The organism is Arthrobacter oryzae, assembly GCF_003634095.1.
Classification (GTDB): Bacteria; Actinomycetota; Actinomycetes; order Actinomycetales; family Micrococcaceae; genus Arthrobacter; species Arthrobacter oryzae.
The window spans coordinates 1-13,847 of sequence record NZ_RBIR01000003.1 but is presented as its reverse complement, the minus strand read 5'-3'; the positions used below and the strand labels follow the sequence as shown (position 1 = coordinate 13,847).

Sequence of the window (13,847 nt, the reverse complement as noted above, 5' to 3'; positions counted from 1 at the left end):
CACCATGATCAGGTTCATTGCGAAACGGCTGGGCAGCGGGCTGGTGGTGCTGTTTGTGGTCTCGGCGTTCACCTTCTTCCTGCTGTACATTTCCAGCGGGAGCATCGCCAGGAACATCCTGGGGGACCAAGCCACCGCCGAGCAGGTGGCGCTGAAAGAACACGAGCTGGGGCTGGACCAGCCGCTGCTGGTCCGATACTTCGCGTGGGTGGTCGATGCCTTGAGCGGAAACCTCGGTGCCTCGTGGTTCACCTCCGAACCGGTGGCCAACTCCCTGGCCACCCGGATCCCGGTGACCATGACCATGGTCTTCGCCGCAATGATCCTGATCGCAATTTGTGCCGCACTCATTGGTGTCCTTGCCGCGGTCAAGCGTGGCTGGGTGGACCGGGTGGTCCAGGTTGGCGCCATCATCGGTGACTCCATTCCGGGGTTCGTGATCGGCGTCATCCTGGTCACCATCCTGGCCATCCAGCTGGGCCTCTTCCCGGCGACCAGCACCATTTCCCCGGATTCCGGGGCCGGTGCGTGGGTCTATTCCATGGCGCTTCCGGTGATCGCCTTGCTGATCAACGGCGTCACCGGAGGCGCGCAGCAGATCCGCAGCGCCGTCATCAAACAACTCGAACGGGACTATGTCCGCACCCTGCGCAGCCGCGGCATCGGGGAGCGCGAGATTTTGTTCAAGCACGTATTGCGCAGCGCTGCACCGGCCGGCCTGACCGTGCTGAGCCTGCAGCTGATCGGCATGCTGGGCGGCGTGGTGATCATCGAACAGATCTTTGCCCTCCCCGGCATGGGGCCGCTGGCGGTCGCTGCCACCGGCCAGTCGGATCTTCCGGTGGTGATGGGCGTCGTGATGTACACGGTGGTCGTCGTGATCGTGGTGAACCTGCTGGTGGACATTCTCAATGGCTGGCTCAACCCGAAAGTGCGTGTGTCATGAGCGATTCTGTAGAAACAGCGGCCGTTGCCGCCGCCACTTCTGCCGCCACCTCCGCTGCCGGGCAGAGCGGAACGGTGGTCCGCTCCACCGTCCTCCGGCGGCTGTTCAGGAACCCCCTGAGCCTCGTTGCCATGACCCTGCTGCTGGCGATCTCGCTCCTGGCCGTCCTGGCTCCGGTCCTGGCACCCTTCGATCAGAACTACGCCAACATTGCCAAGACGCTCGCCGCCCCGGACTCCGTGAACATCCTGGGCACGGACAGCGCCGGCCGCGATGTCTGGAGCCGTTTGTTGTTCGGTGCGCAGTTGACGCTGCTTTCGGCATTGCTCTGTGCGGGCGTGGCCATCGGCATCGGCCTGCCGGCCGGCCTGATCGCCGGCTATTACGCCGGCAAGTTCGAGGCCGTCTCCAACTGGGTGGTCAGCATCCTCATGAGCCTTCCCGGGCTGATCGTGCTGCTGACCATCCGGGCGGCCTTCGGCCCCTCGGTGTGGATTTCCATGATCGCCTTCGGCATCCTCATCAGCCCCTCCTATTTCCGGCTGACCCGCACGGCCGTCCAGTCCGTGCGCAACGAGCTGTACGTTGACGCTGCACGGGTTTCCGGGCTCTCGGACTTGAGCATCATCGCGCGCCACATCTTCTCCGTGGTCCGGGCACCCATCATCATCCAGACCGCCGCGATCGCCGGGGTGGCCATCGCCATCCAGTCCGGCCTGGAGTTCCTCGGCCTGGGCGATCCCACCAAGTCCACGTGGGGCGTCATGCTCTCCGAGGGCTTCAAAAACGTCTACCTGAACCCCACCCTGCTGTTCTGGCCGGCTCTGGCCATGGCGCTGACCATCGGCGGCCTGGTTCTCCTGGGCAACGCCATCCGCGACGCCCTCGAGGACGGCGAGAAGATCAAGCACCGCCGCGGCAAGGGTGCGGCCAAGGCAACGGCCCCGGCCGCAGGCGCCGCTAGAGGCACGGGCCAGCAGACGACGGCGGCGCCCGCCGCCGCGCGCCCGTCGCGGAAGTCGGTGGCCGCCGTCGTTCCCGGAACCGAGCACCACCTGATCAAGGTGACCAATCTCGGCGTCGGGTATCCCCAGGCGGACGGTTCCATCAAGAAGGCCGTTGACGACGTCTCCTTCCACGTGGACCGCGGCGAGATCCTGGGCATTGTCGGTGAATCGGGCTCGGGCAAGTCCCAGACCGCCTTCTCCATCCTGGGACTGCTGCCGGACAACGCCCGCATTGTGGCCGGCTCCATCCAGTTCGACGGGTGCTACACCGTTGCCCCGGGTGAGGACAGCGTCAACCAGGAGCGCCTGTCCAAACTGCGGGGCAAGCGGATTTCCTACATTCCGCAGGAGCCCATGAGCAACCTGGATCCTGCTTTCACTATCGGTTACCAGCTGGTCACGCCCATGGTGCGCGTCCTCGGGATCACCAAGGCCGAGGCCAGAAAGCGGGCCCTGAAGCTGCTCGCGGACGTCGGAATGGTCAACCCGGAACGGACGTTCGCCGCCTACCCGCACGAAGTCTCGGGAGGCATGGCCCAGCGCGTGCTCATCGCCGGAGCCATCAGTTGCGAGCCGGACCTGGTGATCGCCGACGAGCCCACCACAGCCCTGGACGTCACGGTGCAGGCGGACGTGCTGGACCTGCTGCGCGAGCTCCAGCAGCGGCTGAATATCGGTGTCATCCTGGTGACCCACAACTTCGGGGTGGTGGCGGACCTCTGCGACCGCGTCGCCGTCATGCAAGACGGCCGGCTCGTGGAGGAAGGACCTGTCCGCGAGATCCTCCGCAATCCGCGGGAACCCTACACACAGACGCTTCTGGCGTCGATGCTTGAAGGCAAGGAACCCATGTCCATGCTCGTTTCCACCCTGCAGAAGGAGCCCGTCGCATGAGCACCACCGAAAGCGCGCCGCTGCTGACCGTGGACAACCTGGCGGTCGAGTACCCCAGCAAGAAGTTCCGGGCCAGGCCCTTCCGCGCCCTGACGGACATCAACATCAGCATCGGCCGTGGCGAAACCCTCGGTTTGGTAGGGGAATCGGGGTCCGGAAAGACCACCCTGGGCCGCGCCATCCTGGGGCTGGCCCCGGTGACCGCCGGGACTATCAGCTTCGACGGCAAGGACATCAGCCACGCCACCCGCAGGGACCGGCGGGACCTGAGCCGGGATCTGCAGGTGGTCTTCCAGGACCCGTACACCTCGCTGAACCCTGCACTGGAGATCGGCGCCATCCTCGCCGAGCCGCTGGGCGTGCAGGGCATGGAACCCGCGGCCGCCAGGAAACGTGTGAAGGAACTGCTGGATCAGGTGGGCCTGCCCTCCGACGCCATCAACCGGCTGCCGCGCGAATTCAGCGGCGGGCAGCGCCAGCGCGTGGCGATCGCCCGCGCCCTGGCGCTCTCGCCCAAACTGATCGTCTGCGACGAGCCCGTCAGCGCGCTGGATCTCTCCACCCAGGCCCGGGTGCTGGACCTGTTCCTGCAGATCCAGAAGGACACCGGGGTGTCCTACCTCTTCGTCTCGCACGACCTCGACGTCGTCCGGCACATCAGCCACCGCGTCGCCGTGATGTACCACGGCGAGATCGTCGAACAAGGCCCGGCAGACGCCGTCACCACCGACCCCGACCACCCCTACACCCAGCGGCTGCTGCTCGCCTCGCCGGTCCCGGACCCGGACCGGCAGGAACAGCGCCGCGCGGACCGGCACCGCCTGCTCGAAGCGCAGCGGATGCAGCATGAACAAGCGGGTGCCCTCGCCTGAGGGCCCCGCAGCAAGCGGACACAACAGCAAGCGGACACAACAGCCGGCGCCCCATGGCGGCCCGGCAGGCAACGGAGGAAACAGCGTGACAACAACAGCCAGAATTGGCGTGCAGGCGATGATGCTGAAGGACAGCTTCGCCGAGGTCGGGGCGTTCGAGACGCTCCGGAAGGTCAACGCGATCGGCTACAACGCCGTCGAAATCTCCCAGATCCCCATGACACCGGAGAACGTGGCGGAACTGGACCGGGCGCAGACCGAGCTCGGCATGGACGTGGCTGCCCTCTCGGTGGCGATGGAAACCCCCAAGGGCATGCCCGGCGATTCGCTGAAGGACCACTTCGACAAGATCGTCGAGGACGCCCAGCGCCTGGACACGACGCTCCTGCGGATCGGCATGCTGCCGTTCCCGGCCATGAAATCGATCGACGCCGTGGTGGACTTCGCCAAGCGGGCCAACGACTACGCCGAGCGCCTGGCAACGCACGGGATCGGCCTCTACTACCACAACCACCACATCGAGTTCGCGAAGTTCGACGGCACCTCCATGCTGGACATCATCGCCGAGAACTCCCCGGCCATGGGCCTGGAAATCGACGTGCACTGGGTGCAGCGCGGCGGCCTGGACCCGGTCCGGACGCTGGAAAAGTACGCCGGCCGCACGGCCATGGTGCACCTGAAGGATTACCGGATCGGCCAGCTCCCCGAGAGCGCCTTCGGCCTCCTGGAAACCGGTGACTTCAAGGGCTTCATGGCCGAGTTCAGGGGCGTGGTCCAGTTCGCCGAGGTGGGCGAGGGCAACCTGGACTTCCCCTCCATCATCCCGGCCGCCCAGGCCGCCGGCGCGCGGTATCTGCTGGTGGAGCAGGACGAGCTCTACGGGTGCACCGTCTGGGACGCGCTGCAGACCTCCTACGACAACCTCGTGGCCATGGGCCACGCCGACCTCTTCTAAAACTTCCCCGACTCAGCACCAAAGAACACGGAGATTCACACAATGAGCACCAAAGTACGCCTCGGCATCATCGGCCTGGGCCAGCAGGGCGGTCTGTACGCCAAGTTGATCACCGAAGGAAAAGTCCCGAATATGGTGATCGGCGCCATCTGCGACACCGATCCCGCCAAGAAGGAACTTGCCGCTTCCCAGCACCCGGATGCGCCCTTCTACGACGACTACATCGCCATGCTCGACAGCGGTGACGTCGACGCAATCGTCACCTGTGTGCCACACTTCCTGCACCCGGAAATGGGCATCGAAACCCTCAAACGCAACATCCACGCCCTCGTGGAGAAGCCGGCCGGCGTCTACACCAAGCAGGTCAAGGAGCTCAACGAGTTCGCAGCCTCCAAGCCCGAGCTGTCCTTCGCCATCATGTTCAACCAGCGCAACAACCCGCTGTACCAGAAACTCAAGGAAATCGTCGATAGCGGCGAGATCGGCGCCATCCGCCGCACCAACTGGATCATCACCAACTGGTGGCGTCCGCAGGGCTACTACAACTCGAGCGAATGGCGCGCCACGTGGGGCGGCGAAGGCGGCGGCGTCCTGGTCAACCAGGCACCGCACCAGCTGGACCTGTGGCAGTGGATCTGCGGTGTGCCCAAGTCCGTCTACTCCAAAGTTGCCTACGGCTTCCGCCGCGACATTGCCGTCGAGGATGAAGTCACCGCCGTCGTCGACTACGGCAACGGCGCCACGGGCGTTTTCGTCACCGCCACGCACGACATCGTGGGAACGGACCGCTTCGAGATCCTCGGCGACCAGGGCAAGATCGTCGTCGAAAACAGCAAGACCGCCACGGTGACCCGCCTGCACAAGCCCGAGCGGGAACTGAGTGAGAGCCTGGACATGAGCGATGTCCTCAAGCTCTTCATGGGCCAGATGGACACGGAGGAGTTCTACACAACCGAGGTCCTCGAGTTCGAGTCGGCCTGGGGCGCCCAGCACGCCGGCGTCCTGGCGAACTTCGCCGCCAACATTCTGGACGGCACCCCGCTACTGGCGCCGGGCTCGGACGGCATCAACGGTGTCCGGCTCGCCAACGCCATCCACCTCTCCAGCTGGACGGGCCGCGAAGTGGGCTTGGACTTCGACCAGGACGAGTTCCTCACCGAGCTCAACAAACGGATCGCCGGGGAAGGGAAGTTTCCCGAGCGCGCCTGACGCCCGCCCGGCAACCCAGCCCGGCGACGCGGACCAGCTGACTGGCAGCCGGGGCCGTTTTTGAGCCCTCAAAACGGCCCCGGCTGCGGGCTGGTTGGGTTGATTCCTCGTTAGGATGGGGCGGTGACTGAACCTAAGACGCCGGAATCTGCCGCAACAACAGGTCCGGTCAAGAAGCACGGCCGGGACGGGAAATCCGGCGCCACGATCTACGACATCGCCAAGGTCGCCGGGGTCAACCCCTCCACGGTGTCGCGGGCCCTCAGCAAGCCGGGGCGGGTCAGCGCCAAGACGCAGAAACTCATCGAGGATGCCGCCGCCGAGCTCCACTATCAGGTGAACCCGTTCGCCCGCGCGCTGCCCACGGGACGGACCAGCACCTTCGGCCTGATCGTCGCCGACATCACGAACCCCACCTTTTTCGACATCATCCGCGGGGCGGGAACCACCGCGACCGCCCGCGACTACACCCTGGTCCTCGCGGACGCGGCTGAGTCGGCCGTCACCGAGCTGACGACGGCACGGCGGATGATGGCCACCGTGGACGGGCTCATCCTCGCCAGCCCGCGCATGGACGACGACGACATCCGTGCGCTCGCCCGGGACAAGCCGGTGGTGGTCATCAATCGCGAGGTCGACGGCGTGCCGTGCGTCGTCCCGGACGTCAACAAGGGGATCAGCGAAGCGGTCCGCAGCCTGGCCGCCAACGGGCACCGGAAAGTGGCCTACGTTGCCGGGCCGGCCCAGTCCTGGATGTCCGCGCGGCGCTGGGACGGTGTCCGCTCCGCGTGTGAATGGTCCAAGCTCGACGCCGTCCGGCTCGAATCCACCAAGCCCACGGTCGACGGCGGTCGGCAGTCCGCGCGTGCGGTTGTGGCCAGCGGGGCTTCCGCGGTCCTGACCTACAACGACCTCCTGGCCATCGGCCTGATGCAGGAGCTCCAGGCCGCCGGCGTGGTGGTCCCGGACCAGATCAGCATCGTGGGCTTTGACGATATCTTCGGGGCTGATTTCACCACCCCGCCCCTGACCACGGTGCGCTCCCCGCTCGGCGAATGCGGTTCCGGTGCGGCAACGATCCTCCTGGACCGCCTGGCCGGCGCCGGCGGGGAAACCGCCGGGACGCTGAGCGTGGAAACCGAGCTGGTGCTGCGCGGGTCCAGCGGCCGGCTGATCGTCGCCCGGTAGGCGCCGCCGCATCGCAGTCCGCGGCCTGTTCCGCTTTCCGCGGCACTTTAGGACATCCGCGGCTGGGATCCCGGCCGCGGATGTCGCTTTCCGGCGCGAAAATCCGCCATGGAATGTTTTGGCAATTATTGGCAACCGGTTGACAAATGGATTGCCGCGGCACGACCATTGAGCTATGTCACAGTCGATTGCTGCCCACCCAGACCGTCTCCTGCCCGCGGATCCAGGAACGCGAAGGATCGCGCGCGAGCTCCTGGGCCGGGTCCAGGACCTTCCGATCATCTCCCCGCACGGCCACGTCGATGCCGCCGTCCTCGAGCAGAACACGCCCTTTCCTGATCCGGCAGCGCTGCTGGTCAGCCCGGACCACTACGTCACCCGCCTGATCCACGCCAGCGGCGTCCCGCTGGACCGGCTGCGCCTTCAGGCCCCCGCCCCGGCAGACCCGTCCGCGGCGGACCCGTCCCAGGCGGGCCCGTCCCAGGCGGGCCCGTCCGCCGCGGCTCCGGACTCCCGGACCGTGTGGCGCGAATTCTGCCAGGCCTGGCCGCTGTTCGAGGGCACCGCCTCCGGGTACTGGCTCCGCGACCAGTTCCGCAGCGTCTTTGGCCTGGACCAGGAGATCAGCGGCGCCACGGCCGATGCCTCCTACGACGCCATCTCCGCCCGGCTCCAGGAACCTGATTTCCGCCCGCGCCAGCTGTTCAAGGACTTCAACATCGAGGTCCTGGCCACCACCGACGATCCCCTGGACGATCTGTCCAGCCACAAGGCCCTCGCCGAAGACGTCACCTTCCACGGGCGGGTCCTCCCGACCTTCCGCCCGGATGCCTACCTCAACCCGGCCAACCCGGCCTGGAGTGCCAACGTTGAGCGACTCATCGCGGCAGCGGGCGACGGCGGCAGCGGCTTCGCCGGATACCTCATCGCACTGGAGAACCGGCGTCGTTACTTTGTGGAGCACGGCGCCGTGTCGGCCGACCACGGCGTGCGCACCCCGCGCACCCTGAAGCTGGACGCCGCCGACGCCGAGCGTCTCTTCAACCGGGCCCGCTCCGGGGAAGCCACCGCCGCCGAGCGCGAGGACTTCGAAGCCCACATGATGTACCAGATGGCCCGGATGTCCGTCGAAGACGGCCTGGTCATGACCATCCACCCGGGGTCCTTCCGCAACCACCACACGGACACGTTCAACCAGTACGGTGCGGACACCGGCCACGACATCCCCTTCGCGATTGACTACACCGAGTCCATCCGGCCCGTCCTGCAGGACTTCGGCACCGCCAGGGACTTCCACCTGGTGCTCTTCACGATGGACGAGACGGTCTACTCGCGCGAGCTCGCGCCGCTGGCCGGCTTCTACCCGTCCGTGTACCTCGGCGCCCCGTGGTGGTTCCTCGACGCGCCCGACGCCATGCTGCGCTTCCGGTCCGCCGTGACCGAGACCGCGGGCTTCTCCCGCTCCTCCGGATTCATCGACGACACCCGCGCCTTCTGCTCCATCCCCGCCCGGCACGATGCCTCCCGCCGCATCGAGGCCTCCTTCCTGGCCCGCCTCGTGGCGGAACACCGGATCAGCGAGGACCGCGCCCACGACATCATCGTCGACCTCGTCGACGGCTCCCCACGAAGGGTTTTCAAGCTATGACCATGACAGAGAATGCCGGCGACACCCGGCCCGCCCAGCCGGGGGCCGACCTGCCGCGGCTGAACCGCAGCCTTCGCCCCGCGGCCAAGGCCCCGGTGCGGATCGTCCACCTGGGCCTCGGCGCCTTCCACCGTTCCCACCAGGCCTGGTACACCCACCGGGCCGGCGACGCCGCGGAGTGGGGGATCGCCTCCTTCACCGGCCGGCGCCCGGACGCGGCGCTGGCGCTCGCGGAGCAGGACAGCCTGTTCACACTCGTCGAGCGCGGCGACGCGGGGGACTCCTTCGAGATCATCGGCAGCATTGTCGACGCCGTTGACGGGGCCGACGTCGCCCGGCTCGCCGAACTGGTGTCCGCCCCCGCCACCGCCATCATCACCCTGACCATCACCGAGGCCGCCTACCGCCTTGGCGCCGACGGACTGCTAGATCTCCGGGCCCCCGACGTCGTAGCGGACCTCGACGTGCTGGCCCGGCGCACCGGAAGCCCCGCGACGCCGTTGGGCCGGCTGGCCTTCGCCCTCGGCGCCCGCCGGGCCGCCGGGACAGGACCCCTGGCCGTCGTCTGCTGCGACAACCTCGCCAGCAACGGCACCGTCGCCCGCCGCGCCGTCACCGGCCTGGCAGCCGCCTGGGACGCCGGGCTGGCCGCCTGGATCGAGGCCAACGTCAGCTTTGTCGGCACCTCGGTGGACCGGATCACGCCGCGGACCACGGAAGCCGACACCGCCGCCGTCGAGGCCGCCTGCGGCTACCGTGACACCTCGCCCGTGGTGGCCGAGCCGTTCCGCAACTGGGTTCTCAGCGGCGACTTCCCGGCAGGCCGCCCCCGCTGGGAGGACGCCGGGGCGGTGTTCGTGGATGACATTGAGCCGTACGAAAACCGCAAGCTGTGGCTCCTGAACGGCGCCCACTCGCTCCTGGCCTACGCCGGACAGCTCCGCGGCCACGCCACGGTGGCCCAAGCCCTGCAGGACGAGCTCTGCCGGCGGGCCGTGGAGCGGTTCTGGGACGAGGCGGAAGCCAACCTGCCCGGCCCGGACCTGCAGATTCCCGCCTACCGCGCCGCACTGCTGGAGCGCTTCGGCAACGGCCGGATCGCGCACCACCTGGCTCAGATCGCGATGGACGGAAGCACCAAGCTGCGCATGCGCGCCGTCCCCGTGCTGCTGGCCGAACGTGCCCGGGGCCGCTCCGGCGCGGCGGCGGCCCTCATGATCGCCGCCTGGATGGATTACGGCGCCGCGGCCGCCCAACTGCAGGACCCGCTCGCGGCCGGGGTGGCCGCGGCCAACTCGCTTGGCGGCGCGGAGCGCACCCGCGCGCTCCTGGCCCTGGTGGATCCGGACCTGGCGGCGGACGCCGCCGTCGTGGACCTCATTGAAGACCTGCGCGGAATGTTCGGGGAGCGGGCTGTCTCCCGGTAACGGCTTCCGTGCAAGCAGTGTTGTGCCGCAGGCGGGCCTGACGAGGTGCCGGCTGCGAACCTGAATGCGGACTCCATAGAAATATTTGGCAACCGCTTGCCAAATGATTGCCACGTGACTAGGATTACATCCAGACGAAGAGGCCACCGGGTGGCACCCGGCACCGCCGGCCGTACCGGAAGGCCCGCCCCGCAACGACGCGTAAGGATTCCCCACGATGCTCAAGCCCCAGGCCAGTGAAACCCGCGAGATCGTCAATCTCGACGGCCTGTACCGCTTCAAGGTGGACTTTGACCGCTCCGGCCACCGGGACGAATGGTTCCAGGCGCCGCTGGACTCGGACCTGGAAATGGGTGTCCCGGCCAGCTACAACGACGTCTTTCCGGACAAAGCCATCCGCGACCACGTGGGCTACGTCTGGTATCAGCGCGAAGTCCGCGTCCCGCGCGGCTGGGCCGGGGAACGCATCCACGTCCGCCTCGACTCCGCAACGCACGAGGGCATGGTGTGGGTCGATGACACTCTGGTGGCCCAGCACACCGGCGGCTACATGCCGTTCAGCGCCGACATCACCGAGCACGTGATCCCCGGGCAGGTCTTCCGCCTCACCATCTCCGTCAACAACGAGCTGACCCAGGCCACGATCCCGCCGGGCACCATCACCGTCACCGAGGACGGCCGCCGCCAGCAGAGCTACCTCCACGACTTCTACAACTACGCCGGACTGCACCGCAGCGTCTGGCTGTTCAGCACCCCCGCGGTTACGGTCGATGACATCACCGTGGTCACCGGTTTCGAGGGACCGACCGGCAGCGTCGACTACACCATCGCCACCGCCGGCGGAACCGGCAGTGAAACGGTTGCCGTTTCCCTTCGGGACGCCGACGGCGCAGAGGTTGCCCGCGCCGACGGCGCCCGCGGCACCCTGACGATCGCCGACGTCGTGCTCTGGAAGCCTGGCGCCGCGTACCTCTACAGCCTTACCGCCGAAATCCGCGACGGCGGCCGGCTCCTGGACAGCTACACACTGCCAGTCGGGGTCCGCACCGTGGAAGTCCGCGGCAAGGAATTCCTCATCAACGGCGAACCGTTCTACTTCACCGGATTCGGCATGCACGAGGACCACGTGGCCATCGGCAAGGGCCACAGCAACGCCCAGATGGTCAACGACTTCCAGCTCCTGGATTGGGTGGGCGCGAACTCCTTCCGGACCTCGCACTACCCTTACGCCGAGGAAGTCATGGAGTTCGCGGACCGGCACGGAATTGTCGTGATCGACGAGACCGCCGCCGTGGGCCTGCACCTGGGCTTCGGCGCCGTCTTCGGCGGCATTGCCAAGAAAACGTATGTCGAGGGCGGTGTCGACGCCAATACCGCCGCCAACCACCGGCAGGCGATTTCCGAGCTCGTCGCCCGGGACAAGAACCATCCATCCGTGGTCATCTGGTCCATCGCCAACGAACCGAACGGCTCGGAAGAGGGCGCCCGCGAATACTTCGCGCCCCTCGCGGAGCTGACCCGCCGGCTGGACCCCACGCGGCCGGTCGGCTACGTCAACGTCATGTTCGATACCCCTGACAAGGAATTGCTCGGGGATCTGTTCGACGTCATCCTGCTCAACCGCTACTACGGCTGGTACCTCAACAACGGCGACCTCGAGACAGCCGAGCAGTCCCTCGAGAAGGAGCTGCGTCAATGGGAAGCCAAGTACGGCAAGCCCATGATCATGACCGAGTACGGACCGGACACCATGCCCGGTTTCCACTCGATCTATGAGCAGCCCTGGAGCGAGGAATACCAGGCCGCTTTCCTGGCCATGTACCACCGGGTCTTTGACCGCGTGGATGCCATGGTGGGCGAGCAGGTCTGGAACTTCGCGGACTTCCAGACCTCCAACGGCATCATGCGGGTGGACGGCAACAAGAAGGGCGTCTTCACCCGGGACAGGCGGCCCAAGCCCGCCGCCTATGCCCTGCGCGAACGGTGGACGGCGCTGGCCGGCACCAAGAACACTTCCGAGGCGTAGGCCTTAACGCACATTTTTCGCCGGACCCGGACCAGGGTCTGAGTCCGGCAACGGGTAAAGGAGCCCAATCATGAAAAAGCTGAGCAAGCTCAGCATCGTCGGCTATGGCGCCGGCGATGCTGCCAACAACCTCGCATTCACCACCGCCACGATGTTCCTCCTCGTGTACTACACGGACGTCGCAGGGATTTCGGCCGCGGCCGCCGGTACCCTGCTGCTGGTAGTACGGATCTTCGACGCGTTCGCCGACGTCTTCGCCGGCCGCGTGGTGGACCGGACCTACAGCAAGCGGTTCGGCAAGTTCCGCCCGTTCATCATGTTCGGCTCCATCCCCCTGCTGTTGCTGAGCGTGGCTACCTTCTCCATCCCTGCGCTCGGGGAGTCCGGCACCCTGCTCTACGCCTACGTCACGTACGCAGCCCTGGGTCTTGCCTACAGCCTGGTCAACATCCCCTACGGCTCGCTGGCCGGTGCCATGACCCAGGACCCGGGGGAGCGCGCCAAGCTGGGCTCCGCCCGGATGATCGGCGGGCTGCTGGTCGGCTCCGCCTTGGGCATCTTTGTGGCACCCCTGATCAAGCCGGGCGCCAACCTGCAGGGCACGTTCACCACCATCACTATCGCCTTCGTCGTCATCGGCGCGGCCCTGTACCTCTTCACCTTCCTGACCGCCAAGGAACGGGTCCACCGCGCCGTCCCCAACGTCACGTTCAGGCAGAGCATGGAGACGCTCAAGGGCAACCGGCCGCTGCTCATGCTGTGCGTGAGCTCCTTCTTCTTCCTGACCGGCTACCTGGCCCTCACCTCCGTGCAGTTGTACTACCTCCGGGACGTCCTGGGCCGGCTGGACCTGTACCCGGTGCTGTCCATCATCCAACTCGGCCTGACCTTCGTGTTGGCCGGATTTATGCCCAAGCTGGTCCGGAACCTCGGAAAGAAGCGTGTCTACATCTTCTCCTCACTGTTCACGGTGGTTGGCGGTGCCATCATCTTCTTCACCCCGGCAAGCCAGGCCCTGGTCGGCTTTGCCGGCCTGGTGATCAGCCTCGTGGGCGTCCTCGCGGTCAACATCGTGGTGTGGGCACTGGAAGCCGACACCGTCGAGTACGGCGAGTGGAAGACCGGCGTCCGCACCGAGGGCATCACCTACGCACTGTTCTCCTTCACCCGCAAGACCGGCCAGGCCGTCGGCGGTGCGCTCGCCGCCTACGCCCTGGCCCTGGGCGGCTACAAGTCCGGCGCCGTCCAGACCCCCGACGCCGTCTTCGGCATCCAGATTGCCGCCGGCGCACTGCCCGCGGTCATGACCATCCTGGCCGTGCTCGTGATGGCCAAGTACACGCTCACCGATGCCATGCATGCCCGGATCCTCACCGACATCCAGGCCCGCCGCACCGAGGGTGACGGCAGCGGCAGCGCCGTCACCGTTCCCGCCGGCGCCGTTCCCGCCGCGCCGCTGGCGCCCAGCAACTAACACCCACCGAAAGACAAGATAAGGACCTGTTGTGAAAATCATTGCCGCTGAAGTCTTCGTGACCAGCCCTTCCCGGAACTTCGTGACCCTGCGGATCACGACCGAGGACGGCGTGACCGGGATCGGGGACGCGACGCTGAACGGGCGCGAGCTCGCGGTGGCCGCGTACCTGAAGGAACACGTCGCGCAGCTGCTGATCGG

The 13,847-nt window shown here is 66.9% G+C and carries 10 protein-coding genes and 1 pseudogene; all 11 read left to right on the top strand.

What is annotated here, in order from left to right; translation table 11 throughout:
• The first annotated feature begins 4 nt into the window (after window positions 1–4).
• A complete protein-coding gene (locus C8D78_RS07720; protein ID WP_120951910.1) occupies window positions 5–946 on the top strand; it encodes an ABC transporter permease in 942 nt (313 codons plus the stop codon).
• Window positions 943–2,847 (top strand): dipeptide/oligopeptide/nickel ABC transporter permease/ATP-binding protein, encoded by a 1,905-nt coding sequence (locus C8D78_RS07715; protein WP_120951908.1) that lies wholly within the window; start codon window positions 943–945, stop codon window positions 2,845–2,847. The genes C8D78_RS07720 and C8D78_RS07715 overlap by 4 nt, the downstream gene beginning before the upstream one ends.
• On the top strand, window positions 2,844–3,719 hold the full coding sequence (locus C8D78_RS07710) for an ATP-binding cassette domain-containing protein (protein ID WP_120951905.1): 876 nt from the start codon (window positions 2,844–2,846) through the stop codon (window positions 3,717–3,719). Before C8D78_RS07715 ends, C8D78_RS07710 begins: the two co-directional genes overlap by 4 nt.
• Window positions 3,720–3,804: 85 nt before the next feature.
• On the top strand, window positions 3,805–4,674 hold the full coding sequence (locus tag C8D78_RS07705) for a sugar phosphate isomerase/epimerase family protein (RefSeq protein WP_244208308.1): 870 nt from the start codon (window positions 3,805–3,807) through the stop codon (window positions 4,672–4,674).
• Window positions 4,675–4,716: 42 nt separating this feature from the next.
• Window positions 4,717–5,883 carry a Gfo/Idh/MocA family protein gene (locus C8D78_RS07700; protein WP_120951903.1) on the top strand — a complete coding sequence of 389 codons (1,167 nt, stop codon included), beginning with the start codon at window positions 4,717–4,719 and terminating at the stop codon, window positions 5,881–5,883.
• Window positions 5,884–6,006: 123 nt separating this feature from the next.
• A complete protein-coding gene (locus C8D78_RS07695; RefSeq protein WP_120951900.1) occupies window positions 6,007–7,071 on the top strand; it encodes a LacI family DNA-binding transcriptional regulator in 1,065 nt (354 codons plus the stop codon).
• A 175-nt stretch (window positions 7,072–7,246) separates the two neighbouring features.
• Complete coding sequence (gene uxaC / locus C8D78_RS07690) at window positions 7,247–8,719, top strand: glucuronate isomerase (protein WP_120951897.1); 1,473 nt, start codon at window positions 7,247–7,249, stop codon at window positions 8,717–8,719.
• Window positions 8,716–10,146 carry a mannitol dehydrogenase family protein gene (locus tag C8D78_RS07685; protein ID WP_120951894.1) on the top strand — a complete coding sequence of 477 codons (1,431 nt, stop codon included), beginning with the start codon at window positions 8,716–8,718 and terminating at the stop codon, window positions 10,144–10,146. Before uxaC ends, C8D78_RS07685 begins: the two co-directional genes overlap by 4 nt.
• 217 nt (window positions 10,147–10,363) lie before the next feature.
• Complete coding sequence (gene uidA, locus C8D78_RS07680) at window positions 10,364–12,172, top strand: beta-glucuronidase (protein ID WP_120951889.1); 1,809 nt, start codon at window positions 10,364–10,366, stop codon at window positions 12,170–12,172.
• Window positions 12,173–12,242: 70 nt separating this feature from the next.
• On the top strand, window positions 12,243–13,646 hold the full coding sequence (gene uidB, locus C8D78_RS07675; RefSeq protein WP_244208307.1) for a glucuronide transporter: 1,404 nt from the start codon (window positions 12,243–12,245) through the stop codon (window positions 13,644–13,646).
• A 31-nt stretch (window positions 13,647–13,677) separates the two neighbouring features.
• Window positions 13,678–13,847, top strand: a pseudogene (locus C8D78_RS07670) (bifunctional D-altronate/D-mannonate dehydratase); the annotation flags it as partial.